We start from the raw sequence: 26037 nt of genomic DNA, 5'->3' as shown, positions 1-26037 counted from the left end.
CGGGACCGTTCGTCGCGGTATTCGTCGTCCGCTTCCGAAAGGAATGTGGCGCACTAACTGTGATCCAGATGAATCACGATCAGTGCGTTTAAGACGTGCAAGCACTACAACTTCGAGTCCAACACTAGCCCACAAGTCTGGATGGTTTCGGAATTCAGCGCCTTTTTTACCGGAAAGCGTGTCGTTTGCTGCGGAAAAGGAGTGAACTCCGGGTCCACCACTGGGAATGACCGCGAATGCGAGATTGCCGAAAGCGACGACAAAACCGTCATTCCGCTGTCACAAAGTCGATCAGGTGTTCCACCCGGCCGAGAAGTTGCGGCTCCAGATCGGCAAAAGTGCGCACCTGACCGAGGATACGCTGCCAGGCCCTGGCAATATCAGCCTGCTCCTCGTGCGGCCAGCCGAGTGCCGCGCAGATTCCGTGCTTCCACTCGATGTTCCGCGGTATCTCGGGCCAGGCGGCGAGGCCGACGCGAGCCGGTTTCACCGACTGCCACACGTCGACAAACGGATGCCCTACCACCAGCACGTTCGCCGCGAACGGCCCGCGCGCCACAGCCTCCGCAATGCGACTCTCCTTCGACCCCGGCACGAGGTGGTCGACGAGCACGCCGACGCGGCGCCCGGCACCCGGTCGAAACGCGCGCAGAATCTCGTCCAGGTTGTCCACGCCCTCGATGTACTCGACGACGACGCCCTCGATGCGCAGGTCGGCACCCCAGACCTTCTCCACGAGTTCGGCGTCGTGCCGGCCCTCAACGAAGATCCGGCTGGCGCGCGCGACGCGCGCCGGGGCATCCGGAACCGCCGTCGAGCCCGAGGCGGTGCGCACCCGGCCGAGGGCTGCCGCCATGGTCGGAGCTATCAGTGTGACCGGTTTACCGTCGATGAGAAACCCCGAGCCGAGCGGAAACAGGCGCAGCTTGCCGTGGCGGTCTTCCAGAGTGACGATCTTCTTCTCGACCCGAATGACGGCCCCGCAGAACCCGGTCGCGACCTCTTCCACCACGAGGTCCCTGGTCGCTTCCTGGGTCGGAATAATGATGCGACCGGCCTCGCGCCAGCCGGGGGAGAGCACGTCTGCGCTGTATCGATCGTCCATTGCATCGACGCTAGCTGATGCTCGCTAATACGTTAGGCAGGCCACGGTATTCTGGAGACATGTGTGGTCGATTCATCATTACCGATACGGCGCCCGATCTGGCTGCCATGTTCGACGTCGAGCATGAGGGAGAGAACCTGCCGGAACCCTCGTGGAATATTCGGCCAACGGAGCAGATCCCCATCGTGCTCGAGTCGGCGCGCACCGATCCGGCCGTGCGCCGGCTGGAATCGGCGCGCTGGTCCCTGATTCCGTCCTTCGCCACCGAGCCCACCTCGAAGTTCCCGACCTTCAATGCGCGAGCCGAGACCGCCGCCGAAAAACCGACCTTCAAAACGTCGGTGCGTTCCCGGCGTGCGCTCGTGCCGGCCACCGGCTATTACGAGTGGCACACCGACGGAACTACGAAGAAGCCGTACTTCATCCACTCGGACGACGGCCTTCCGCTCGCCTTCGCCGGCCTGTACGCCTGGTGGAAGAATCCGGCGGCCGCCGACGATGACCCAGCGCGGTGGGTACTGTCCGCCACAATCCTGACAACGGATGCTCTGGGTCCGCTCACGCAGATTCACGACCGCACCCCGGTTCCCCTGCCCGAGGAGTGGTGGGACCAGTGGCTGGATCCGGCCACGGACGGCGACCAGACCCTCGTCGATGCTGCCGTCGCCGCATCCCATGAGGTTGTGGAAACACTGAACTTCTACGCGGTCGCCCCGGTGGTCGGCAATGGACCCGAACTGATCGAGCCGCTCGACGCGATCGTCGGCGATTCCCTGTAATTCCGATCGGCCCCAGCCGGTACGCTCGAATAAGTACGTTCAAACCAGTGGCTGGGCGAAAACACCGGGCACTGCCGTGAAAGGGTTTCCCATGCACATTGTCGCCTTCATCGCCGCGTTCGCGATCTTCGTCCTCGGCCTCTGGCTGTTCGGTCTGGCGTTCTCCGTCACGTCGCTGATGGGCCTGACCTTCGTAGCCGGAATTCTCTGCGTGTCCCTCTCCATGGCGATCCCGTTCCACCTGCTGCGCGACTAGCAGCCACGCTGAACCCTCGCTGCTGCGAGACCGTCGCCCTCGGCGGGATGTCAGATTCCCGCGATACGGTGGATTCTCTGATCGTCTCTGAGACGATCTGCTCGCACCCGCAGAAAGGTACCGTTCAGGATGCATGACAGCCCGGCCGCATCCACCCCCTACGAGGTGCTCGGTGTGAGCCCGACGGCGACCAACGACGAGTTGCGCCGCGCCTACCGGCTCCTCCTGCGCAAAACTCACCCCGACGTCGGAGGCAGCGCGACCCGGTTTCATGCCGTTCAGCGGGCGTGGGAACGCATCGGTACTCCCGATCACCGGGCGGCCTACGATCGCCGTCGCTTCGGTGACACCGATCCAGAAGCGGATGCCTACGCCGCCCCCGCCGCCCGTGGCCCGGCCACGAAATCCAGCCTGAAAACCCGCATGCACGGTCACCCCGGCGGCCAGGCACGCCTGAGATACCTGGATCTCGTGCGCGAATGGGCCGGCCGCGGTACCGTCATCGACGATCCGTACGCGCCAGCCCTGATCCGCAGCGCCCCCCGTCTCGTGCGGCACTGCCTCGCCAAGGCCCTCGCCGAGGAGGCCACCGCCCAACTCGTGGCCAACCTCGGCATCGGATTCACCGCCTGGCACGACATCGACACCGGCCCGCAGACCGATAAACTCGACCACATCATCCTCGGCCCGGCCGGCCTGTTCGGCATCCTCTCCGAAGACTGGGGCGGCCCGGTGCAGCTGCGCCGCGGCGAACTGGTCGGTGACGATCTCGACCCCGACGACCGCCCGATCCATCAGTTCGAAGACGCCGCCAAATCGATTACGCGTGCCCTCAAGGTGCGTTTCACCGCCCTCATTATCGTGCTGCCCGACGGCGCACTCGACGAGCCGGTGTCGCTGCCGAAGCGTGGCCGCCGCCCGATGATCATCGGCATTCCGCGGTCACGACTGGTCGGCGTGCTGCGAGAGGGACTGATCGGCATGGAACGGGGCAGCTTCGAGAAGGTCTTCGAGCTGCGCAGCACGCTGCAGAACGGCATCCGCTTCGTCAATACGTGACGATCAGGCGGGCAGCGCCAACTTGTCGACCCAGTAACGCAGAAAAGTCGCCCCGGCTTCATCGTGAATCTGATCACCGATGACGATGACCGGATACGGCCGGTCGAGAACTCCATCGGCCGGGCGCACGTCGACGTGCGACACGTCATAGCCGGCCTCGTGCAGGTGGTCGGCCATACGGTAGTCGCTGCGTGAATCACCCACCGACCGCCACAACCGGGGAAGCGGACCGCTCTCGGCAAAGAAATCGAGCGCTCGCTTGGCCGCATGGTCCTTGTCCAGGGTGACCGATTCGATATCGGTCGAAATGATGGTGGCGTCCAGCCGAAACGGAATCTGCCCCGAGGCATCGGAGCTTTCGCGATTCTCGAATCGAACGCCGAGCCCGTGCCTGACCAGAATGGCGAAAGCGGCGTCATTGAACTCGGATTGGCGGGCCTGAAAGGCCTCCCGGCTGACATCGGTGCGCTGCTCAACCGAGATCATCGCCTGCTTGGTCTCGTCGAAGAACATCTCGGCGGCGAATGAGTCGGCGACCAGTTGGCGCACTTCGTCGGTGACGGCCAGCGGTAGGGCGACGGCCCGATCAACCACGACTGTGCCCATGCCGTCTGACCCGATCGGAAACCAAACAGCACCCTTTTCACACACCCCGTACATGCGAAAATTCTCGGGCAGACCCGCGGCCACGAGCGGCGCGACGACCTGGTCGCGAATGAAATCGGCAGACCGCCCCGTAATGAAGGCGATCGGCACGTGCGCCCCGGCCAGGGTGATCAGGTCGGTCACAATGCTCGGCGTACTGATCGTGCGGGTGATCGGGCTCGCAATCGGCCCGTCCACGTCCAGGAGCAGCCCCAGCGGGGACGGAGTGTTTGGCATTGGGTCATTCTCCCATAGTGACGGGCGCCTGCTGCGAACGGATGCTCCGCGCGGCCCCCAAAAAGCGCCTATCGTAGTGCGAGATGATTACGCGACGAGAAGTAGCACTGCGGTTGGATATCCCCCTGGAAATGGCCGCCCGCCACGGTATTCCGTCGCGCCTGAGCGAAGCTCAGCTGGCCAGGCTGGAGGCCGAACCGCCGGCCTGGTTGCTGCAGTCGCGCGCGAATCGCACCGGAAAGAAGCCGGTCTGGGCGTCGCTCACCTGCACCATCTGTGGCTACACCGAGGCCGTGCGGCCCAAGAAGTGGTGGCCGCCCTTCACCTACATCACCTGCTCGAACCACCGGGCGGATGAACTGCCCGATCCGGCCGACGGCCTCGGACGCACCGAGTGCGACGGCATCGGCAGTCAGTTCATAGGCATCACCGATGAGGCACCGAGCCGGAGCGAACCGACCCGCGATAGCCCCGAGTCCGGGGACCTGTAAATACGCTGACCCCACCGGTTGAGTGCGGCGTACGGGGCGTACGATCGCGGTATGAAGCTCGTGTCTCGAAATTCTCTCCGCTGGCTCCCGGCGTTCGTCGTTCCGGCAGTCGTCGTCGCTGCCGTCATTGCTGTGCCGCTCCAGGCCGGTGCCACCGTCGATCTGCCGGACAAGACACCGGAGCAGGTTCTCCTTCTGGTGAACGACAGCACGGTGTCCGCTTTCTCGGGAACCGTTGAACAATCAGCGGACCTGGGCCTTCCGTCATTAGACCTCAGCGCGGGTATGAGCGAATCCATGACGGGAGCCCTGCCCGAAGGCAACGACAGCGTTATTCCTTTGGGAGTGACCACGGCCCTCGAATTGCTGAGCGGCTCGCACGAATTTCGAGTGTATGTCGGCGGCGAAAGCCAGTCCCGGGTGCAGATCAAAGACCGCATGGCCGAACGTGATGTCGTGCACAACGGCGGAGACATCTGGCTTTATGACTCCAGCACGAACGCGGCGACTCACCTGAGCCTCGACCTCGAAGCCACCGCCCAGGCGAAGTCCGCCGAACTGCAGTCACAGCTGCCCACCGACCTCGCGACGCCGGCACAGCTCGCCGAGCGCTTCCTCGGCGAGCTCGACCCGAGTACGACGGTCTCGGTCGGCACCGATGCCCGAGTCGCGGGGCGCAGCGTGTACGAGTTGGTCCTCACGCCAAAAACGACTGAAACGCTCGTCGCATCCGTTTCTATCGCCGTTGACTCCGAAACCGGGCTGCCGCTTCAGGTGACCGTGCTGGCCCAGGGCCAGAGCGCGCCGGCATTCCAGGTCGGCTTCACCGCCATCGACTTCGCGGCCCCGAACGCCGACCTGTTCGCCTTCACGCCCCCGGCCACGGCCACCGTGACGGAACAGGCCATGCCGGCTCCGACGGAAGGCGCTACCGGCGACCAGCCGGGCGATCACAGCCCGGCAGCGGGCCAGGTTCCCGTCGTGACGGGTACCGGCTGGTCCACCATCGTTGAGGTGCCGGCAGCGGCCGTGCCGGCCGAGTTGAGCGCCAACCCCATGCTTGACCAGCTGACCACGGCCGTCGACGGTGGCCGTGCCGTGACCACCTCCCTCGTCACGCTGTTCCTGAGCAACGACGGGCGGGTGTTCGCCGGCGCGGTTCCGCTCGCCGCGCTGCAGGCCGCCGCGGAGTGACGACGGTGTCCGGGACCGGCATCCTGCGCACGGCACGATGACCGGCACCGTGACAGCCGCTAGCCAGGGTCACGGCCTGGCGATCGAGACCCGGGGGCTCACCAAAAAATTCGGCTCGCAAACGGCGGTGAACGGCATCGACCTCATGGTGCCGCGCGGCTCGGTCTTCGGCTTTCTCGGGCCCAATGGATCGGGCAAAACGACGAGCATCCGCATGCTCCTCGGACTCAGCCAGGCGACGAGCGGCACCATCAGCCTGCTCGGTCAGTCCATGCCCGCCCGACTGCGCGAGGTGCTGCCCCGCGTCGGCGCCCTCGTTGAAGGTCCGGCCTTTTACCCGTTTCTGTCCGGTGCGGCAAACCTGCGGCGCCTCGATACCGCCGATCGGTTCGCTCCACGCGGTACCCGTCGGGCCCGAGTTCAGGGTGCTCTCGAACGGGTCGGTCTCTCCCACGCTGCCGATAAGAAGGTGCACGCCTATTCACTGGGCATGAAACAAAGGCTCGGCATCGCCAACGCGCTCATCCTCCCACGCGAGCTGCTGGTGCTCGATGAGCCCACCAACGGCCTCGACCCGCAGGGCATGCGTGAAGTGCGCAGCCTCGTGCGCTCGCTGGCCGCCGAGGGCACGACCGTGTTCGTGTCCAGCCATCTGCTCGCCGAAGTCGAGCAGATGTGCACGCACGCCGCCGTGATGAGTGCGGGCCGCCTCGTCGCGCAGGGCACCCTGGCCCAGCTGCGGCAGGTGGGCGAATCACGGGTCCACCTGCGCACACCGGACGCCGCCGGCGCGCTCCGGGTGCTCACCCACCTCGGGCTCGGGCCAGCACACGCCACGAGCGATGCCGCCGACGCGGTCGTCGTTGCGCCGCTCGGGGACACCAACTGGCAGCCGGAGGCCATCGTGACGGCTCTCGTGGCCGGTGGCGTGCGCATCCGTGGTTTCGCCATCGTGGAACCCAGCCTGGAAGAACGTTTCGTCGCACTGACCGGGGAGGGTTTTGATGTCGTCCAGTGAGGTCCTGCCGCAGATGCCGGAGCGCGTTCTGTCAGCCCGCGCGGGAGGCTGGGATCTGCTCGGCTCGGAGATCTCCGTACTGTTTCGTCGTCGTCGTACCTGGGCCATGCTCATCGCGGTGGCGCTCATCCCGATTTTGCTCGCCGTGGCCGTGCGTTTGTCCTCGTCGACGCTGGACCCGGGGGAGGGGCCACCGTTCCTCGACCGGGTCACCCAGAACGGCCTGTTCGTCGGCTTCACCGCCATGGTGGTCGCCATTCCCCTGTTTCTGCCACTGACCATCGGAGTCGTCGCCGGAGACACCATCGCGGGGGAGGCGGGCCTTGGCACCCTGCGCTACCTCCTGGTGGCCCCAGCCGGCCGCGTACGGCTGCTATTGGTCAAATACGCCGGCGCTGCCCTGTTCTGCCTCGTCGCGACGCTGACGCTGACCGTGTCCGGCGCACTCATCGGTGCGGCACTGTTCCCGGTCGGGCCAGTGACGCTACTCTCCGGCGACACCATCAGCGTGCCTGAATCGCTGTTGCGGTCGCTGCTGGTGGCCGCGTACGTGACGGTGTCGCTGCTCGGACTGTCCATGATCGGACTGTTCATCTCTACCCTCACCGATGTGCCCGTCGGAGCCATGGCGGCAACAATCGTGGTCTCGGTGATCGCGCAGATACTCGACGTCATCCCGCAGCTCGACTGGCTGCACCCGTGGCTGTTCAGTCACTACTGGCTCGGCTTCGCCGATCTGCTCCGGCAACCGCTCGACCTGGGTTCGTTTGGCCAGAACGCGATCGTGCAGTTTTGCTACGTGGCCGTTTTCGGGGCTTTGGCCTATAGCCGATTCGTGACCAGGGACATCCTGTCCTGACCGACTCCCGTCACTGCCATGAATCTAAACGAGACAAGGCCGGATCCAGGGGATCCGGCCTTGTGAACTGTCTCAACCAGTCCTCGTTGATTTCTTGAAAGAAATCTCCGTGTCCGAGATGGGAATTGAACCCACACGCCCTTAACGGGCACTGGCACCTCAAGCCAGCGCGTCTACCAATTCCGCCACCCGGACTGGGTGAAACGGCCTCCGGATGAACCGGCTGCCGAGGTAATAACTTAGCACGGTTTAGAACGCCCGTTGTGTCACTGCGCCCGTTGGCGACGGGTAGCGTGTGGTTATGGCTTCCTCCCCGAACACGATTCCGGCCGCAAGTTCCGCTGATTCAGCGGGTGCGTCACCCGGAACGGCCGCTGCGAAACTCGATCTGACCGCCGAAATCGCGCGCGATCTCATCCGTTTCGACACCACAAATTATGGTGAGGGTCGTTCAAACGGTGAAACTGATGCCGCCGAGTACGTTGCCGAGAAGCTGCGAGCCCTGGGCCTCGTGCCGGAACTGTTCGATTCCGAACCCGGCCGCACCAGTGTGGTGGCGCGGGTGCAGGGTCGCGATACGTCCCGCCCGGCCCTGGTCGTGCATGGGCACCTCGACGTGGTGCCGGCCGACCCGGCGAACTGGAGTGTCGACCCCTTCGCCGGCGTCATCAAGGACGGCTTGCTCTGGGGGCGCGGCGCGGTCGATATGAAGAATATGGACGCCATGATTCTGGCCTCCCTGCAGGACGTGATCGGCTCCGGCGGTGCGCCGGAGCGCGACCTGGTCATCGCCTTCTTCGCCGACGAAGAGGCCGGCGGTGTGCTCGGTTCCCATTTTCTGGTGAACGAACACCCGCACCTGTTCGACGGTGCGACCGAGGCGATCAGCGAGGTCGGCGGGTACTCCATCACCCTCGGCGGCAAACGCGCCTACCTGCTGCAAACCGGAGAGAAAGCCCTTATCTGGATCAAGTTGGTGGCCCGCGGCGAGGCCGGGCATGGCTCCCGCATGCATCCGAACAACGCGATCACCCGGCTCGCCGAGGCCGTGGCAAAACTGGGGCGTCACGAGTGGCCGATTCGGCTCACCGACACGACCGAACAGCTGCTCGGCGAGATCGCACGCATTCTCGACGTCGATCCGCAGCAGGTCGGCCCCGACGAGCTCGCCCTGGCGACCGGCACCGCCTCCGGCTTCATCCAGGCCAGCCTGCGCACGACCGCCAACCCGACCGGCCTCACCGCCGGATATAAGCACAATGTGATCCCGGACGCGGCCGAGGCGCTGATCGACATCCGCTCGCTGCCGGGGGAGGAAGACCTCGTGCTCGCTCAGATTCAGGACATCGTCGGTGCGGACATCGAAATCGTGACGATGCACCGCGATATCGGCCTCGAGACCGAGTTCAGCGGTCCGCTGATCGACGCCGTCGTGAGCACCCTGGAGCGCCACGATCCCGGAGCGCCGGTGCTGCCGTACCTGCTGTCCGCCGGAACGGACAACAAGGCACTGAGCACGCTCGGCATTAAGGGCTACGGGTTTGCCCCGCTGCGGCTGCCGGCCGACCTCGATTTTCCGGCCATGTTCCACGGCGTGGATGAACGAGTGCCCCTCGACGCATTAGTGTTTGGCAGGCGGGTTTTGACCGACCTGCTCTCCAGCTACTAGCAAGCCCTGGATCCGACGCGGAGCGGGCATCCCTTGAATAATCTGAGAAAGCGAAGCGTGTGGACTTTCTGAATGCGATCATCCTGGGTCTGGTCCAGGGCCTGACCGAGTTCCTCCCGGTATCCTCGAGCGCGCACATCGCCATCGTCGGCCAGTTTCTGGGCACCGGCGAAGATCCGGGGGCACGCTTCACCGCCATCACCCAGATCGGCACCGAGGCGGCCGTGGTGATCTTTTTCTGGCGCGACATCGTGCGCATCATCGGCCAATGGGCCAGATCGCTCGGGGGCAGCGTTCCCCGCACAGATCCGGATGCCCGCATGGGTTGGCTCATCATTCTCGGCTCGCTGCCGATCATCATCCTCGGACTGCTGTTCCAGGACCAGATCGAGACCGTGCTGCGGTCGCTGTGGATCACCGCGACCATGCTCATCGTCTTCGGCATTCTGCTCGGAATCGCCGATCATGTCGGAGCCAAACGGCGCAGGCTGCAGGACGTCACGGTCGGGCACGGCGTCATCTTCGGATTCGCCCAGGCCCTCGCCCTCATCCCTGGGGTGTCGCGCTCCGGCGGAACCATCACGGCCGGACTGTTTCTCGGCTATGAGCGCGCTGCCGCCGCCCGTTATGCCTTCCTACTGGCCATTCCGGCGGTGCTCGGCAGCGGCTTCTTCCAGATCTACAAGTCCATTGCCGAGCCGTGTCTGGCTGGCGCAGCCAACTGCACGCCCGAAATCTTCGGTCCGCTGGAAACGCTCGTGGCCACCGTCATCGCCTTCTTCGTGGCCCTCGCCGTGATCGCGTTCTTCATGAACTACATCTCCAAGCGCAGCTTCCTGCCGTTCGTGATCTACCGCATCGTGCTCGGCATCGTGCTGTTCGTGCTCCTCGGCACGAACGTCATCTCCGCCTAGCCCGCTCGCAAGGCGACCGCCCTTTGAAAGCTAGGCTGGTTGTATGCGTGCATGGGAACGACCCGAAATTGTCTCTGTCCCCGGGGAATCCAGTGCTCCCTGGCTCCACGACACCAAAACGGACAGCCTGGTGCTGGCACAGCCACGCGATGCGGCCCGTCTGTACGTCTGCGGCATCACGCCCTACGACGCGACGCACATTGGTCACGCCAACACCTACCTGGCCTTCGATACCCTGCAGCGGGTTTGGATCGACGCCGGTTTCCGGGTGCACTATGCCCAGAATGTAACGGATGTCGATGACCCGCTCCTGGAGCGGGCGACGGCCACCGGCGTGGACTGGCGCGACCTCGCCGCATCTCAGGTGGAGCTGTTCCGCACCGATATGCAAGCGCTCAGCATCATCCCACCGAACGATTTCGTCGCCGTGACCGAGGTCATCGACGAGATTGCTGAGGCGGTCGCCGCGCTTCGCGATGCCGGGCTGGCCTACCCCGTGCCGACCGACGATGCCGTGGCCGGTGCTGACGGGCAGATCGCCGCCGATCTCTACTTCGATATCGCAGCAGCGCAAGCGAACACGGGCTGGACGCTCGGCGAGGAGAGCAGCCTCGACCTCGTGAGCATGCTCCGACTGTTCGCTGAGCGCGGGGGAGACCCTGACCGATTGGGCAAGCGCGACCGTCTCGATCCGCTGCTCTGGCGGGCCGCCCGGGCCGGAGAACCTGCCTGGGAATCCCTCGTCGGTGCGGGGCGACCCGGCTGGCACATCGAGTGCTCGGTCATCGCCCTGAAGGAGCTCGGCACCGACTTCACCGTGCAGGGCGGCGGATCCGACCTCATCTTCCCGCACCACGACATGAGCGCCGGACACGCGGAAGGGCTGTCCGGGCATCCGCTCGCCGGCGTCTACAGCCACACCGGCATGGTTGCCTATCGGGGGGAGAAGATGAGCAAGTCGCTCGGAAACCTCGTGCTGGTGTCGCGCCTGCGGGCCAGGGGCATCGATCCCCGGGCCATTCGTCTTGCCCTGCTCAACCGCCACTATCGCACCGACTGGGAGTGGACGTCCTCCCTGCTCGACGAAGGGGTGGAGCGTTTGGCCCGCTGGTCGGCGGCCTTCGGTGCCGGTGCCACGTTCGGCGCCGGTGCCTCCGGTTCAGCAACAGCAATCGTGCAGTCGCTTCGTCTGGCTCTCCGACACGATCTGGACACGCCGGAGGCGCTGCGCATTCTCGACCACGCTGCAGCCGACACCGTTGACGCCCCTGAACTCGTCCATCGCGCCGTCCATGCCCTGCTCGGCGTGGAGCTCTAGAACCTACTGCCGCGGGCCCTCTGGCCGGCTGCCCGGCCCGTCGGGTCGTCCGTCAGCGCGTCCATCGCGTCCGTCAGTGCCGCGTTTACGCAGGTATTTCTCGAATTCCTGAGCGATGGCTTCGCCGCTCGCTTCGGGGGAGTCGACGGTATCTCGGGCCTGCTCGAGCTGGGCGATGTAGGCGGCCATCTCTTCATCCTCACCGGCCAGCACATCGATCCCGGTTTCCCATTCGGCCGCCTCGGTGACGAGGGCACCACGGGGGATCACGACGTCGATCACTTCTTCCAGCTTGTCGATCAGGGCCAGCATCGCCTTGGGGGACGGCGCGTTGTGCACGTAGTGGGGAACGGATGCCCAAATCGACAGCGTCGGAATGCCCGCCGTCTCGGCGGCGTCCGACAGCACGCTGAGAATGCCGACGGGCCCCTCGTAATTGCTTCGTTCGATCTGCAATTCGCCGCGCACCTTCGAATTGTCGCTCGACACGAAGATGGAAATGGGCCGGGTATGCGGAACGTCGGCGAGCATCGCTCCCAGAAACACCACACCGCTGACATCGGCGGCGAGGGCAGCGTCGAGAATCTCCGCCGCAAAACTCTTCCAACTTCGTGACGGTTCGGTACCGATGAGCAGGTAGATGTTGCCGGCATTCGTACCACTGACCCGCAACTCGGCGTCCTCGGCCAGCGGAACGCTGACCGGGCCGGCGGCCGTCGGTCCGTACATGATCGCGCTCGGCCATCCGATGGCACGCACGCCGTCTTCATTGGTCGACACGGTCGGCCGGTTGAACTGGTAGTCAAAGTACAGCTCCGGATCGACCTCGGTAATGACCTCGACGTCGAGGAGGTCCTTGAGCGCACGTACTGCCCCGGTCGCAGCTTCGCCGGCATCATTCCAGCCCTCGAAAGCAACGACGAGAAGCCGCCCGCCCAGAAACCCATTACCGTCAGTCACCGTGTATATCCTCAATTCTTTCGGACTCCCGGTGGAGCGCCTCAGTCAAGGATAGGCGGTGGCCCTAGACTTGAACCCCGTGAATGTTTCTCCTGTGCCGCCCTCCGCGCCCGTTTCCCTTCCCGCCGCCGTCCTCTGGGACATGGACGGGACCATCGTCGACACCGAACCGTACTGGATGCGTGCGGAAACGGAGCTGGTCGCTGAATTCGGCGGCGTCTGGACGCATGATGATGGCATGCTGCTGGTCGGCTCCGGACTGTGGAACTCTGCGGCGATTCTGCAGTCCCGCGGGGTGGATCTCACGCCAGACGCCATTGTCGCTCGCCTCACCGACCGGGTGCAGCAGCAGCTGGCCGAGCATGGTATTCCTTGGCGCCCCGGTTCTCGTGAACTCCTGCAAGAGTTGAAGGCGGCGGGAGTGCCCACTGCGCTCGTGACGATGTCGGTCGAGCGCATGGCTCGGCAGATCATCGACCTGATCGATTTTCCCGCGTTCGACCTGATTATCGCCGGCGATATGGTCGCCAACAGCAAGCCGCACCCTGACCCCTACCTCGTGGCCGCCGAACGGCTCGGCGTCGATCCGCGCCGGTGCATCGCCATTGAGGATTCCGTTCCCGGCGTCGCCTCGGCCGTGGCCGCCGGTACCATCACCATCGCTGTGCCCCACCAGATCGACCTGCCGGAAAGCGACGACTACACCCGCTGGTCGACGCTGGTCGGTCGCACGATTGATGATCTGGCAGCGCTCTATCGTTTCTCCACCGCTGGACTTTCCGAACCCGTTCATCTTCTCGCCCCCACCCGGGCTGCCCAACACGAAAGCGCACCACTCGCATGAGCAACAACCAGGTAATCCAAAACAGTGGACTCTTTCGCGTCGGCGACCGCGTGCAACTCACCGGACCGAAGGGGCGAATGAACACCATTTCGCTCCAGGCTGGCCTGACCTTTCACACGCATCGCGGAATTCTCGCGCACGACGACATCATCGGGCAGCCCGACGGATCGGTCGTCACCAACAACGTCGGGGTCGAGCATCTTGCGCTGCGCCCCCTGCTGGTGGACTTCGTGATGAGCATGCCGCGCGGCGCGGCCATCATCTATCCCAAGGATGCTGCACAGATTTTGGCCCAGGCCGATATCTTTCCCGGTGCCACTGTCGTCGAAGCCGGGGTCGGTTCGGGAGCGCTCTCGCTCTGGCTGCTGCGGGCGATCGGTCCGGCCGGTCGGCTCGCTTCCTTCGAACGGCGGGAAGAATTCGCCGACGTCGCCCGGGACAATATCGCCACGTTCCTCGGCAACGATCCGGAGAACTGGACCATCACGCTCGGTGACCTCGCCGAAACCCTGCCGGAGACCCTGCCGGCGCAGAGCGTTGACCGGGTCGTCCTGGACATGCTGGCACCGTGGGAGTGCCTTGGCTCGGTTTCCGACGCCCTCAAGCCCGGCGGGGTCCTGCTCTGCTATGTTGCCACGGTGACGCAGCTGTCTCGCGTGGCCGAGGCCATTCGTGGTACCGGGTTGTACACCAACCCGGACTCCAGCGAGACCATGATTCGTGGCTGGCACGTCGAGGGACTCGCCGTTCGCCCAGACCATCGCATGATCGGGCACACCGGCTTTCTCATCACCGCCAGACGGCTCGCTCCCGACACGATTCTGCCCGAACTGAAACGGCGACCGTCGAAGACCGACTTCAGTGACGCCGACGTCGAGGCGTGGACGCCCGGGGCGCTCGGTGAGCGCAATGTCAGTGCCAAGGTCATGCGCAAACGCGTGCGGATCGCCGGGACCAGCGCAGACCTCTCCAAAGCTCGAGACCTCGACGCCGGTTAGGATAGGGCCCGGCCCGTTTCGGTTGTACTACGTGCGAGGCCTCGGCCGCGCCACCCGGTCACAGATCGACCCCACAGCATCCAGCGCAGCGCCCAGTGCTGCAGCAACCCCGTATCGAAAGAAGGACTTGTGCGCAAAGCATCCGCGCTGATCGCCACCGCCGGACTCGTGATGGCGGCATTGACCGCCTGTGCCAGCCCCGGCACGGCCCAGGCCTCCTGTGACGCACCGGTCTCCGCGGGTGCCGCCTCCGAGCTGGTGAAAGTTTCCGGCGACTTTGGTTCAGCACCGGAGGTCACTTTTCCGACGCCCCTCAAGTCCGCGTCCACCCAGCGCACCGAGGTGATTGCGGGTTCGGGGGACAACATCGTTCCCGGACAGAAGATCACCGCAGAGTTCAACCTCTACAACGGTACGACCGGTGCTGCGATCCAGCAGAGTGCTTTCGACGGCTCAACGGCCGTCCCGATCATCCTCAACGAGAGCACCCTTCCTGGATTCGTCGACGGTCTGCTCTGCACCCAGGTCGGGGCACGTGTCGCGATCGTCATCGCACCCGAGGACGCCTTCGGACCAGCCGGCGGCAACGAACAGTTCCAGGTCGCGGCGACGGACTCCCTCGTGCTCGTGGTCGACATCGTGAAGGCCTTCCTGCCTCGCGCCGACGGTGCAGACCAGCTGGTCGCCAACGGTCTTCCCGCCGTCGTCCTGGACGCCGACGGCACGCCCGGCATCGTGGTGCCGTCCGGCGATGCGCCCACTGAACTTGAAATCGGGGTCCTCAAGAAGGGCACCGGGGCCAAGGTCCTGGAAGATTCGACGGTCACCTTGAACTACACCGGAGTGCTCTGGAAAGAGAAGACGGTCTTTGATTCCAGTTGGGCGAACGGCAGCCCGGTCGAGTTCGTTCCCACTGAGCTCATCCCCGGCATGGCAGCGGCTCTCACCGGGCAAACCGTCGGGTCGCAGATCGTCGCCGTCATTCCGCCCACACAGGCCTACGGTAAGACCGCGTCGGGCGCAGTTCCGGCCGATTCCACGCTCATCTTCGTCTTCGACATCCTCGGCATCAACTAAACGGCGGGAGTAACCTCGTGCCTTCCCCGGTCGACCCAGACGAACGCGGCGACGCGCCCAAACCGCGCCCGGTCACCGCTCCGGAACGTCTGTTCAGCCTGGTCCTGGCGCTCGTAGCGACGGACACCGGGCTGACCAAGGCGGATATCCTCGCCAACGTTCAGGGCTATCGGCAGCGATTCCTGATCGCTGGACCCAATGGCAGTTTGGAGCGCCAATTTGAGCGCGACAAGGACGACATTCGCGAACTGGGCATTCCCCTCGAGACGATCGAGACGCCGGACGTTCCGGGCAGCAACCATCACTTGCGCTATCGCATACCGAAAGGGCTGTACGACCTCCCGGCCGATGTGACCTTCACTCCCGACGAAGTGTCGCTGCTCAAACTCGCCGGCACGGTCTGGCGTGAAGGATCGCTGTCCGGTGAATCCCGTCGCGCCCTGATCAAGTTGAATTCGCTTGGCGTCGACTCGAGCGAACCTGTGCTCGGCTACGCACCGTTGCTGCGCACGCGGGACCAAAGCTTTGACCCGCTCAGCAAAGCGCTGGATCGCACCGAGGTAGTGGCCTTTCTCTACCTCAAACCGGGCAACAGGAAACCGCTTCGTCGCGTGGTCGTCCCCCGGGCGCTCGTGCAGCACGAGGGGCGCTGGCACCTCTACGCGACCGATGAAGTCGCTCATGCTCCGCGCACCTTCCTCCTTTCGCGCATCGTCGGAGCGGTCAAGGTCGTACCGGCGGCGTTCCCGTCCCCGGTCACCGATGCTGCCAACGACGCGTCCGCCAGCACTGCCGCCGACAGTGCCCGCGCCCTGGCCGAATTGGAAGAACTGTGGGCGAGCAACGTCGCGCACGTCCTGGTGCAGCCGGGCACCGACGCGGCAGTGCGCCTCGGCGCGCGTCAGTCGGGAATCCCGGCAACTGACCCGGCGTCCAGCCCGGAGCGCGTCGTGCATTTCACCGACCTGCACGTTCTCGCCGACGAATTGGCCGCCTTCGGGCCGGAAGTATTCGTCGTTGGTCCTCCCGCGCTCCGCACGGCCGTGACCAGCCGATTGCTCGCTGTTCGCGATGCTCATTCGCCCGACCTGCCGGTCGGGGCAGCCGGAGCGGCGCCGCGCCGCCGCCTGACGCAACCCAAAACGCAACCGGCCACGACGGCCGCGCAGTCGCGAATCGCCAGCGACCAGCTCACTCTCCTGCTCTCGCTGGTTCCGTACCTGATCGAGCAGGGTCGGGTGACCGTCACGGAGGTCGCCGAGCATTTCGACCTGCCCCCTGAGCGTGTGCGCTCCCTGGTCAGTCTCATCGCCTTATCCGGAATTCCCGGAGAAACCCGTCAGTATTTGCACGGCGATCTCTTCGACATCCTCTGGGATGAATTCGAGCTGAACGACCGCATCGTCCTCACCCATCAGGTCGCCATCGACGATTCGCCCAGGTTCTCGGCCCGGGAGGCTGCAGCGCTCATCGCCGGCCTGCAATATCTCTCGGCCCTACCCGAGAATGCTGATACGGATGCGATTGCATCGCTGATGGCCAAATTGACCCGCGGCGCGTCGGCGCCGCCGACCCAACTCGCCGTCGCGCGGCGCGATGGCGGGGCGACACGAGTGCTCCTCCAGGCAGCTCTCACGTCGGGGATGCAGGTCGAGTTCGACTACCTCAACGCCCGCGGTGCTCAGGAACACCGTCTCGTCGATCCGCTGCGCATCGAATCTGTTGACAACGACTGGTACCTGCGCGGCTGGTGCCATCTCCGCGAAGCGGTGCGCACCTTCCGTCTCGATCGCATCAGCGACCCGCGCACGACCAGCAGAGCACGCAGCACGCACGCTGCGGATATTCTGTTGCCCGATACCCTGTTCCAGGCCTCCAGCGGCGACCTGGACGTGCGACTCGAACTCGAAACCGCGGCATTGCCGTTGCTCGCCGACTATCGCCCCGAACGGTCGGTTCCGGTCGGTACGGGGGGTCGTACGCGCACCACCCTGCGGGTCGCCCACTCCCACGCCCTCAAACGACTGGTCGCTGGACTGGCCGGGATCGTCACCGTTCTCGAACCGGCCGAATCACGCCGTGTCGTCGCCGAGTGGGCGGCGGCCGGCGTCGCGCAGTACACCGATGCCCCGGCCAGCGAGGAGTAGCGGATGCCCTGGTGGTCCTGGCTGCTCATCTGGAGCGCGCTGACGCTGGGTTTCCTCGCCCTGCTGGTGTGGTCCGGTGTGCGGCTCTACCGAAAATCCCTCGGTGCGCTGCGTGCCTTCGAAGCCCTGGGCGATCGGATCGCCGTACTGAACGTGGACGTCAGCCCGAGGCCGGAGCAGTTCAGACCGGCCGTCTTCACGGATCTAGCGGCGCTGCGCCTCGAGGTCGAGCAGCGCGAAGCGGAACGCGTCCATCGGCGGCAGGTTCGTCGCGACGGCCGGATCGTGCGGGGTAAACTGATGCGAAACGCCCGCTACGTTACCCGCTAAGACAAGAGGACACACCCTCATGCTGCAAAACCTGACCGGATGGCATTTCCTGATCATCCTCGTGGTCGTACTGCTTCTCTTCGGTGCGCCCAAACTGCCCGGACTCGCCCGCAGCCTCGGCCAGTCGATGAAGATTTTCAAAAGCGAAATCAAGAGCGACAGCGTCGACCCCGATCCCAACGCACCGACCCAGTCGGGCGATGACGCCGCGAAATCCGCGGGTCCGACCGACCCGGCCGCGAAGCCCTAGCTACCGTGGCGGTACGCACGCGTCGGCGTACGCCCGTTGAAGGCAAAATGTCGCTCGGCCAGCATCTGGTCGAGTTGCGTAAGCGCCTCTACCTAGCCGCCGCTGGCCTACTGATCGGTGCGATTGCCGGTTGGTTCCTCTCGGATTTTGTCTGGGACCAGCTGCGCGAACCGATCTACGCCATCATCAACGCCCAACATCGCAACGCGCAGATCAACTACCCCGACATCACGAGCGCCTTCGACCTCAAGCTCAAGATCTCTCTGTATGTCGGCTTGATCGTGTCCAGCCCGGTCTGGCTGTACCAGGTGTTCGCGTTCCTGGTTCCCGGCCTGACGCGCACGGAGAAGAAGTACACCTTCGGTTTTCTGTTCACCGCCATCCCGTTGTTCCTGGCGGGATGCGCGGCCGGCTGGGTCGTGCTGCCGCACGTGGTCGAACTCATGACGAGTTTCGCCCCGACCGAGGACTCCGCATTCATCAACGCCCAAGGGTACTTCGACTTCGTCCTGAAGCTCGTCGTTGCCATCGGGATCGCCTTTGTCCTGCCGGTGTTCATCGTGCTTTTGAACTTTGCCGGTGTCATCAGTGCTGCATCCATCATCAAATCGTGGCGGATCGCCATTCTGGTCATTGTGCTGTTCACCGCGATCGCCACCCCCGCGGCCGATGTCGTGTCGATGTTCCTACTGGCGATCCCCATGGTCATGTTGTACTTTGCCGCCTACGGGATCGCGTGGCTGCACGATCGACGCGCGGCCAGAAAAGTGCTCGCGTTCGAAAAGGAACTTGGACTCCGGGCACCCTAGGAGCCCGCTGTCGTAACTGTTAAGGATCACGTGACGCACACGCAATCGCCGGCCGAACGCTACTCGGCCGCTCGCACCCGGGCCAGTCAGCCAAAACTGCAGGCCTTCGAAAGCGGTCTCAAATTCGACCTCGACCCGTTTCAACGCGAGGCTTGCGCTTGTCTGGAGGCGGGCAATAGCGTGCTCGTCGCGGCACCGACCGGTGCCGGCAAGACGATCGTGGCCGAATTCGCCATCTACCTCGCGATGCAGCAGTCTCGCGCAAAGGTGTTCTATACCGCGCCCATGAAGGCGCTCAGCAATCAGAAATTCCAGGAGTTTGTCGCCGAGTACGGTGCGGATCAGGTCGGATTACTCACGGGCGACAGCAATGTGAACCCGGGGGCGCGCATCGTGGTCATGACGACCGAGGTACTGCGCAATATGCTTTATGCCAGTTCTGACCTGCTGACCAACCTGGCCTTTGTGGTGATGGACGAGGTGCACTACCTCGCCGACCGCTTTCGCGGCGCTGTCTGGGAAGAAGTGATCATCCATCTTCCGCAACCGGTGCGGATGGTCTCGCTGAGCGCCACCGTGTCAAACGCGGAAGAATTCGGCGACTGGTTGCAGGCGGTCCGCGGCGAAACCGATGTTATTGTCTCCGAGGAGCGCCCAGTACCCCTGGAACAACACGTTCTGGTCAAGAACAACATGCTCGATCTCTTCGATTCCACCGGTTTGATCGGCACTCATCGGGTGAATCCTGAACTCGTTCGGCTGGCCCACGCCGGCGGGCGCGGCCGTGGCTCCGGCCGGCAGGGCGGTTCCTCCGGAGGGTATCGCGGTCATGACAAGCACCGCCCGCAGTTCGATGCCGGCCGGATGGACCGTGGCGACATCGTGCGCATGCTCGACGGTAAACATCTGCTGCCGGCGATCTTCTTCATCTTCAGCCGGGTCGGCTGCGACCAGGCCGTGCGGCAGGTGCTCCGCTCCGGTGTGCGCCTGACCCAGGAACATGAGCGCGACGAAATACGCCGGATCGTCGACGACCGCTGTCGCACCCTGCTCGACGAAGACCTCGGTGTGCTCGGCTACTTTGAGTGGCTCGACGGGCTCGAACGCGGAGTAGCCGCTCACCATGCCGGCCTGCTGCCCGCGTTCAAGGAGGTGGTCGAGGAGCTGTTTCAGAAGAAGTTGGTCAAGGCCGTCTTCGCGACCGAAACCCTTGCCCTCGGCATCAATATGCCGGCGCGCACCGTGGTCCTGGACAAGCTCGAGAAGTTCAACGGTGAAGCCCGGGTGCCGATCACGCCGGGGGAGTACACCCAGCTGACCGGGCGGGCCGGCCGTCGCGGCATCGACACGCTCGGTCACTCCGTCATCCAGTGGGCCCAGGGTCTGGACCCGCAGGCTGTCGCGTCGCTGGCCTCCCGTCGTACCTATCCGCTGAATTCGAGTTTCAAGCCGACCTACAACATGGCCGTCAACCTGATCGATCAGTTCGGCGTCGCCCGTACCCGAGGTGTCCTCGAATCCTCCTTCGCCCAGTTCCAGGCCGATCGGGCTGTCGTCGACCTCGCGCGCTCCGTGCGTCAGCAGGAAGAGTCCCTGGCCGGGTTCAAGACGAGCATGACCTGCCACCTCGGCAATTTCGAGGAGTACTCATCCATTCGACGACGGCTGACCGAGGTCGAGCGTGAAGGTACCAAGGCCGACAACTCACTCCGTGGGGAGCGCGACAAGCGGCAGCGTGAGGTGGCCAGCCTGCGCAAGCAGATGCGCGCCCACGGCTGTCACCACTGCCCCGACCGCGAGGCGCACTCCCGCTGGGCTGAGCGCTGGTTCAAGCTCAAGCGGCAAACGGATGCCCTCAACCAGCAGATCTCCGAGCGCACCGGCGCCATCGCGCGGGTTTTCGACCGGGTGACCGACGTTCTGCTCGGTTACGGCTACCTCGAATCCGACGCGCGCGGAACGATCGCGTTGAGCGAAAGCGGACGCATCCTGCGCCGCATTTACGCCGAGCGGGACCTGCTCGTCGCCGAATCCCTGCGCCGCGGCCTGTGGAAGGACCTCGATGCCGCCAGTTTGGCCGCCATGGCCTGCGCTCTGGTGTTCGAGCCTCGCCGCGACGAGGGGCTGATCGATGCCCGCTACCTGCCCAAGGGGCCGTTCCGACCGGCACTGGACGAGACGCAAGACCTGTGGAGCCGCATCGACGACCTCGAACGCGACCACAAACTGCCCGGCAGCAATCCGCTGGCGGTTGGCCTTAGCCTGGCCATGTGGAAATGGGCCCGCGGCGCGTCGCTCGCCGATGTGCTCTACGAAGCCGAAATGGCCGCGGGAGATTTCGTGCGCTGGACCAAACAGACCATCGACCTCCTCGACCAGCTCGTGCAGGTTGACCAGCGCAGTATCGCCGGTAACGGTCGCGTTGGGCCGACCGCGCGTGAGGCCATGGACTCGATCCGTCGCGGCATCGTCGCGTACTCCTCGGTGGCCTGAACCAGCCATGGGGGGGAGCGAGCGTGCGTTCAGCCTGCCACTGTGGGCATCCGTTCTGGTGGCGGCCGGTGCCGGCGCCATCCTCGACGCCGGATTTCCGGACCGGGACTGGTGGTTTCTCGCCCCGGTCGGCGTGGCGCTCATGCTCGTGGCGCTGCTCGGTCGAAGCCTCGGTACCGGGCTGCTGGTCGGGCTGGTCGCCGGGCTGTCCTTCTGGCTGATCCACATCTACTGGATCACTCTGTATCTCGGACTCGTGCCGTGGTTCGCGCTCGGTGGCTTGCAAAGCCTGTTCTTCGGCCTCGGCCTCGGCCTCACCGCGCTCGTTCTGCGGCACGGACCGCGCCTCTGGCCGAGCGTCTGGGGCCGCGTCGGACTGGTTCCGGTCATCGTGGCCGGGCTCTGGACGGCCAGGGAAGCGATCAGCGCGGTCTGGCCCTACGGCGGATTCGCCTGGGGCCGAGTCGCGCTCTCCCAATCGGAGAGTCCGTTCGGCTCGCTCGTCGCCTGGGTGGGACTGTCCGGCCTGAGTTTCATCCTGGTCTGGCTGAGCGCCCTCGCCGTGCAACTATTACGGGAGCCCGACCTGGCCCACACCCTGCGGGCAGCCGTGGCGGTCGGTGCGGTCGCCCTCGTGCTCGCCATCCCCGCGTGGCCGACGCTGCCCAGCGGCACGACCCGGCTGGCAGCGGTGCAGGGCAACGCCGACGCCGGTCTGTTTGCGGAGTATTCACCCGGTCAGATTCTGCAGGACCACACTTCGGCCACCCTGCCGCTGATCGGCGAGAGCGTGGACTTTGTGGTCTGGCCGGAGAACGCGAGCGACATCGACCCGACCCGCTCGGCGGCGGCGGCGCAGGTACTGGACTACATCAGCACCGAAATGGATGCTCCGCTCATCACGGGCACGATCACCCAGCCCGAAGACACCTATTTCAACAGTTCTCTGCTCTGGGAGGCCGGACGCGGGGCCGTCGACGTCTACGACAAGGTGCATCCGGTGCCGTTTGCCGAATATATGCCGGATCGAGCATTCTGGCGCCCGTTCGCGCCGGAGCTGATTGATCTAATCGCACGCGACTACGGTATCGGTACCCGCGACAATGTCTTCGACATCGACGGTGTGCTGGCCGGCATCGCAATCTGCTTCGACATCGCCGATGACCAGCTCGTGCAGGAGATGATCGACAGCGGGGCGCAGCTGATTCTGGCCCAGACCAACAATGCTGACTTCGGACACACCGATGAAAGCGTGCAGCAGCTCGCCATCGCCCGGCTGCGTGCGATCCAAACCGGTCGCACCGTTGTGAATATCTCCACGGTTGGGTCGAGCGCCATCATCACACCCAACGGTGACACCCTCGACAGCCTGCCCACCTTCACTGCGGGCGCCATGGTGCAGACGGTGCCGCTCAGCGACACCATCACGCCGGCGATGGTGGCCGGTCGGGCAACTGAGTGGTTGCTGTCGGGTCTGGGCCTGGCCGGTCTGGCGCTCTGCCTGGGCGCGGCCCGGCGACAGCGCCGGTAAAATCCGGGTTAACCAACGACGACCCCGCCACCACGGGTGCGAGTACGGGGTACAAACACATTGGTGCGGGGTCGAGCGGGGATTTTGAGCGGTTAGGCACCGATCTTCTGCTGGCCACCACGACGCAGACGCAACACCGAGAGGCGCTCTTCGAGCAGCTCTTCGAGTTCGTCCCTGGTGCGACGCTCCAGCAACATATCCCAGTGGGTCCGAGGAATTTTCTCGTCGGAGTGGTCAACGATTACGGGCATGGAGTCGACGAGCCGAGTCGCCGTCCGTGCGCAGTACTTGCATTCCCATTCGTCCGGAGCCTCGGCTTCGGCCGAAAAAATCATTACCGTCTCGCGCCCGCATGTTTCACACCGGTAGGTGTGGCCCACTCGGGGGGAGAAGGTGACGCCTTCTTCGCTCTGTAGGCTTTGTGCGCCCAATCTCATGCCACGCAAACTGCGGTCAGCCATAGTGTGGTCTCCTCTCGCTCGTAATCACAGATCGATCACGATGCCTTCACAGTTCTAAACCATCAAGCTGGGCGTTAACCTTCCCACTCCCCCCGTTCTGGGAGGTAACTCTCAGGTTCGGCGAGTAATGGCGGCAACGGCCAGATCTGCACGGTCCGTGACGAGGCCGTCAACTCCGCTGTCGAGGAGTCGAATCATGTCGATCGGATCGTTCACGGTCCACACATGCACCTCGACATCGACCCGATGCATCATCGCGATAAATCGGGGAGTGACTATGCGCACCGGTCCGAGCCGTTCGGGCACCTGCACAGCGACGCACCCCTGCAGGGTGCGTCGAACCAGGGCGGTCAGCCCCAGATTCGTCGCGGCGACGGCCTGGGCCACCAGTGACGATGACGCCGACGACACCACGCCGGGGAGAAGGCTGAGAGCGTGCCGCCGCCGTGGTTCGTTGAACGAGGTCACGAGCACTCGCTCAGAGGCCCGCTGATCGAGAATCGCCCGCGCGGTCGGCTCCTCCGCAGCATCACTTTTCATATCAATGTTGAACAGGGCGTCCGGAAAAGCTTCCAGAGCATCGCTGAGCGACGTGAACCCCTGGCCCTCGCCCAGACTGATGCGTTTGAGCTCGACCATGGTCAGCTGATCAATGCGCACATCCCGACCCAGCCGCGTGAGGTCGGGGTCGTGGCTGAGCACCGCGACACCGTCGAGTGATACCTGCACGTCGGTCTCGAGGTGCGTGGCTCCGGTCGCGAGCGCCTTCACGAAGGCTAGCAGCGTGTTTTCCGGGGCGGCCTGGGTCAGGCCCCGATGCGCGAACACCCGGGGCGGCGTCCCGCTGAGAAACACCGACTGGGCATTTTCGGCCACCGGCTAGCCCTGCGGCGAAACCGGGGGAGCGGATGCTGCCGGTGCCGCCGCGCCGGCAGCATCCGCCGGGTTCGCACCAGCAGTCTGGGCACCGTTTTGTTGTGCGCCGTTTTGTTGGGGACCGCTGTGTTGGGGACCGCTTTGTTGAGCACCGCTTTGTTGAGCACCGAACGCGCTGCCGATTCCCTTCATCGCCTCGGTGAGTTCGCTCGGAACGATCCAGAGCTTGTTGGCGCTTCCTTCGGCGAGCTTAGGCAGGGTCAACAGGTATTGGTACGCCAGCAGCTTGGGGTCGGGGTCGCCATCGTGGATGGCCTTGAATACGGTCGTGATCGCTTCGGCCTCACCCTGGGCGCGCAGGACGGCAGCCTTGGCGTCGCCCTCGGCCTCGAGAATGGCCGCCTGGCGGGCGCCCTCGGCGGTGAGGATCGCGGACTGTTTGGTTCCCTCAGCGGTGAGGATGAGCGCACGGCGGTCACGTTCGGCGCGCATCTGCTTTTCCATCGAGTCCTGAATGGAGTGCGGCGGTTCAATGGCCTTGAGCTCAACTCGGCCGACACGAATGCCCCACTTACCGGTGGCTTCGTCGAGCACGATGCGGAGCTGGCTGTTGATATTGTCCCGGCTGGTGAGGGCCTCTTCGAGGTTCAGGCCACCGACGACGTTACGCAGGGTGGTCGTGGTGAGCTGCTCGACCGCGCCGAGGTAGTTGTTGATCTCATAGGTGGCCGCCCGGGCATCCGTCACCTGAAAATAGACGACGGTATCGATCGAGACGACGAGGTTGTCCTCGGTGATGACCGGCTGCGGAGGAAAGGACACGACCTGCTCGCGAATGTCGAGGAGGGGACGCACCCGGTCGACGAAAGGCACGAGCAGGTTCAGACCGGGCAGCAGGGTCTTGTGGTACTTGCCGAGGCGCTCGACCACGCCGGCGTTGCCCTGCGGAATGATGCGAATGGCGCGCAACAAAATGACGATGACGAACACCGCCAAAACGGCGAGCAGGGCGAACACGAAGATCTGTCCGATGAAGGCTGCGGGGTCAAGCATGATTCTGGGTCCTTTCGGCGGAGATGACGACGGCGGTGGAGCCTTCGATGAGGTGCACGGTGATCGCCTGTCCGGGATCAACGGATCCGTTGTCGGTGGTGCCGGCCGGTCCGACCAGGCGCGCGGTCCAGGTTTCACCGTTGGCCAGTTTGACGAGCCCGCCGGTCTGGGTTACCGTCGCGACGACGCGACCGGTCATGCCGATCAGGGCGTCGATATTGCTCAAGGCCGGATCGCCGCCCCTGCGCAGGGCACGCAGCAGGAACGGCCGGATGGTGAGTAGGAGCAGCACCGAAAGGCCGGCGGCGACGACGATTTGCAGCCACCACTCCAGACCGAGCAGATTGGCGCCCAGGCCGCCCAGGCTGCCGATGGAAATCATCAGGAAGGTGAATTCCAGGCTCAGGAGCTCGATCGTTACGGCGACGAGAATGAAGACGAGCCACAGAATCCAGAGATAATCAGTCAGGTCGACCATGGGTGCCACTTTCCCCAATCCATTTCCTCTGAAACTAGCAGGTGCCACCGACAACACGCCGGGGGAGCGACCGGTGCTTGGCCTTGCCCCCGGTTAGTGGACACGGGTTAAGCGGCGAGTTGAACTTCCGCGGTCTCTGACGAGTATTGCAGTTCGAAGGTGACGGGGCTGACATCGCCGATCGAG

General features: G+C 64.7%; 26 protein-coding genes and 1 tRNA gene. 19 read left to right on the top strand and 8 right to left on the bottom strand.

Annotated features, from left to right (window positions below):
• Positions 1-268: 268 nt before the first annotated feature.
• On the bottom strand, positions 269-1105 hold the full coding sequence (locus tag E3O45_RS04460) for a DUF3097 domain-containing protein (RefSeq protein WP_134442068.1): 837 nt from the start codon (positions 1103-1105) through the stop codon (positions 269-271).
• A gap of 59 nt (positions 1106-1164) precedes the next feature.
• On the opposite strand from E3O45_RS04460, the gene E3O45_RS04455 reads away from it, so the two are divergent.
• The 3 genes from E3O45_RS04455 (at position 1165) to E3O45_RS04450 (ending at position 3199) form a co-directional block, all read left to right on the top strand.
• Positions 1165-1884, top strand: a complete 720-nt coding sequence (locus E3O45_RS04455; protein ID WP_134442066.1) for an SOS response-associated peptidase — start codon at positions 1165-1167, stop codon at positions 1882-1884.
• 91 nt (positions 1885-1975) lie between these two features.
• Entirely contained in the window at positions 1976-2140 is a 165-nt protein-coding gene (locus E3O45_RS17460; protein WP_166787591.1) for a hypothetical protein, read from the top strand.
• Between the two features lie 129 nt (positions 2141-2269).
• Complete coding sequence (locus tag E3O45_RS04450) at positions 2270-3199, top strand: nuclease-related domain-containing protein (RefSeq protein ID WP_134442065.1); 930 nt, start codon at positions 2270-2272, stop codon at positions 3197-3199.
• 3 nt (positions 3200-3202) lie between these two features.
• Here the strand turns inward: E3O45_RS04450 and E3O45_RS04445 are convergent, their stop codons facing one another.
• Positions 3203-4081, bottom strand: a complete 879-nt coding sequence (locus tag E3O45_RS04445; protein ID WP_134442063.1) for a hypothetical protein — start codon at positions 4079-4081, stop codon at positions 3203-3205.
• A gap of 83 nt (positions 4082-4164) precedes the next feature.
• Here E3O45_RS04445 and E3O45_RS04440 point away from each other — a divergent pair, with 83 nt between their 5' ends.
• From E3O45_RS04440 to E3O45_RS04425, 4 genes are read left to right on the top strand one after another with little or no spacing between them, the layout of a single operon-like run.
• Complete coding sequence (locus E3O45_RS04440; RefSeq protein ID WP_134442061.1) at positions 4165-4572, top strand: hypothetical protein; 408 nt, start codon at positions 4165-4167, stop codon at positions 4570-4572.
• A 51-nt stretch (positions 4573-4623) separates the two neighbouring features.
• Positions 4624-5766, top strand: a complete 1143-nt coding sequence (locus E3O45_RS04435) for a DUF2092 domain-containing protein (protein WP_134442059.1) — start codon at positions 4624-4626, stop codon at positions 5764-5766.
• A 37-nt stretch (positions 5767-5803) separates the two neighbouring features.
• The gene (locus E3O45_RS04430) at positions 5804-6784 is read left to right on the top strand and encodes an ATP-binding cassette domain-containing protein (RefSeq protein WP_134442057.1); all 981 of its coding nucleotides are present in this window, start codon (positions 5804-5806) and stop codon (positions 6782-6784) included.
• The gene (locus E3O45_RS04425; RefSeq protein ID WP_241985224.1) at positions 6771-7643 is read left to right on the top strand and encodes an ABC transporter permease; all 873 of its coding nucleotides are present in this window, start codon (positions 6771-6773) and stop codon (positions 7641-7643) included. Before E3O45_RS04430 ends, E3O45_RS04425 begins: the two co-directional genes overlap by 14 nt.
• A 110-nt stretch (positions 7644-7753) precedes the next feature.
• On the opposite strand, the gene E3O45_RS04420 is transcribed toward E3O45_RS04425, so the two are convergent.
• Positions 7754-7838, bottom strand: a tRNA-Leu gene (locus tag E3O45_RS04420).
• Between the two features lie 106 nt (positions 7839-7944).
• Between E3O45_RS04420 and E3O45_RS04415 the strand changes: the two genes are divergently transcribed.
• The 3 genes from E3O45_RS04415 to mshC are packed head-to-tail and all read left to right on the top strand — an operon-like array spanning position 7945 to position 11544.
• On the top strand, positions 7945-9312 hold the full coding sequence (locus E3O45_RS04415; RefSeq protein ID WP_134442055.1) for a M20/M25/M40 family metallo-hydrolase: 1368 nt from the start codon (positions 7945-7947) through the stop codon (positions 9310-9312).
• Between the two features lie 59 nt (positions 9313-9371).
• The gene (locus E3O45_RS04410) at positions 9372-10226 is read left to right on the top strand and encodes an undecaprenyl-diphosphate phosphatase (protein ID WP_134442053.1); all 855 of its coding nucleotides are present in this window, start codon (positions 9372-9374) and stop codon (positions 10224-10226) included.
• A gap of 43 nt (positions 10227-10269) precedes the next feature.
• The gene (mshC, locus tag E3O45_RS04405) at positions 10270-11544 is read left to right on the top strand and encodes a cysteine--1-D-myo-inosityl 2-amino-2-deoxy-alpha-D-glucopyranoside ligase (RefSeq protein ID WP_134442051.1); all 1275 of its coding nucleotides are present in this window, start codon (positions 10270-10272) and stop codon (positions 11542-11544) included.
• Positions 11545-11547: 3 nt separating this feature from the next.
• On the opposite strand, the gene E3O45_RS04400 is transcribed toward mshC, so the two are convergent.
• Complete coding sequence (locus E3O45_RS04400; RefSeq protein ID WP_134442049.1) at positions 11548-12504, bottom strand: proteasome assembly chaperone family protein; 957 nt, start codon at positions 12502-12504, stop codon at positions 11548-11550.
• A gap of 79 nt (positions 12505-12583) precedes the next feature.
• Between E3O45_RS04400 and E3O45_RS04395 the strand changes: the two genes are divergently transcribed.
• From E3O45_RS04395 to lnt, 9 genes are all read left to right on the top strand, one after another.
• Entirely contained in the window at positions 12584-13348 is a 765-nt protein-coding gene (locus E3O45_RS04395) for an HAD family phosphatase (protein ID WP_255452952.1), read from the top strand.
• Positions 13345-14346, top strand: coding sequence for a tRNA (adenine-N1)-methyltransferase (locus E3O45_RS04390; protein WP_092448598.1), 1002 nt, complete (start codon positions 13345-13347; stop codon positions 14344-14346). Before E3O45_RS04395 ends, E3O45_RS04390 begins: the two co-directional genes overlap by 4 nt.
• Positions 14347-14475: 129 nt before the next feature.
• On the top strand, positions 14476-15423 hold the full coding sequence (locus tag E3O45_RS04385) for an FKBP-type peptidyl-prolyl cis-trans isomerase (protein WP_134442047.1): 948 nt from the start codon (positions 14476-14478) through the stop codon (positions 15421-15423).
• 17 nt (positions 15424-15440) lie between these two features.
• A complete protein-coding gene (locus E3O45_RS17915; RefSeq protein ID WP_241985223.1) occupies positions 15441-17570 on the top strand; it encodes a YafY family protein in 2130 nt (709 codons plus the stop codon).
• Positions 17571-17573: 3 nt separating this feature from the next.
• The gene (locus E3O45_RS04370; protein ID WP_134442045.1) at positions 17574-17900 is read left to right on the top strand and encodes a hypothetical protein; all 327 of its coding nucleotides are present in this window, start codon (positions 17574-17576) and stop codon (positions 17898-17900) included.
• A 19-nt stretch (positions 17901-17919) separates the two neighbouring features.
• Complete coding sequence (gene tatA / locus E3O45_RS18270) at positions 17920-18150, top strand: twin-arginine translocase TatA/TatE family subunit (protein WP_134442043.1); 231 nt, start codon at positions 17920-17922, stop codon at positions 18148-18150.
• Between the two features lie 47 nt (positions 18151-18197).
• Complete coding sequence (tatC, locus tag E3O45_RS04360; RefSeq protein ID WP_092448602.1) at positions 18198-18959, top strand: twin-arginine translocase subunit TatC; 762 nt, start codon at positions 18198-18200, stop codon at positions 18957-18959.
• 30 nt (positions 18960-18989) lie between these two features.
• Positions 18990-21452, top strand: coding sequence for an RNA helicase (locus E3O45_RS04355; protein ID WP_134442041.1), 2463 nt, complete (start codon positions 18990-18992; stop codon positions 21450-21452).
• A 7-nt stretch (positions 21453-21459) separates the two neighbouring features.
• A complete protein-coding gene (gene lnt / locus E3O45_RS04350) occupies positions 21460-22983 on the top strand; it encodes an apolipoprotein N-acyltransferase (protein WP_134442039.1) in 1524 nt (507 codons plus the stop codon).
• A 92-nt stretch (positions 22984-23075) separates the two neighbouring features.
• On the opposite strand, the gene E3O45_RS04345 is transcribed toward lnt, so the two are convergent.
• The 4 genes from E3O45_RS04345 to E3O45_RS04330 form a co-directional block, all read right to left on the bottom strand.
• Positions 23076-23444, bottom strand: a complete 369-nt coding sequence (locus E3O45_RS04345; RefSeq protein WP_092448605.1) for an RNA polymerase-binding protein RbpA — start codon at positions 23442-23444, stop codon at positions 23076-23078.
• A gap of 111 nt (positions 23445-23555) precedes the next feature.
• Positions 23556-24320, bottom strand: a complete 765-nt coding sequence (locus E3O45_RS04340) for a glycerophosphodiester phosphodiesterase family protein (RefSeq protein ID WP_241985222.1) — start codon at positions 24318-24320, stop codon at positions 23556-23558.
• 3 nt (positions 24321-24323) lie between these two features.
• A complete protein-coding gene (locus E3O45_RS04335; protein WP_134442037.1) occupies positions 24324-25373 on the bottom strand; it encodes an SPFH domain-containing protein in 1050 nt (349 codons plus the stop codon).
• A complete protein-coding gene (locus E3O45_RS04330) occupies positions 25366-25851 on the bottom strand; it encodes an NfeD family protein (protein ID WP_134442035.1) in 486 nt (161 codons plus the stop codon). Before E3O45_RS04330 ends, E3O45_RS04335 begins: the two co-directional genes overlap by 8 nt.
• Between the last annotated feature and the right edge of the window lie 186 nt (positions 25852-26037).

The organism is Cryobacterium sp. TMS1-20-1 (genome assembly GCF_004402355.1).
Taxonomy (GTDB): domain Bacteria; phylum Actinomycetota; class Actinomycetes; order Actinomycetales; family Microbacteriaceae; genus Cryobacterium; species Cryobacterium levicorallinum.
This window is presented reverse-complemented; position numbering and strand designations above follow the sequence as displayed.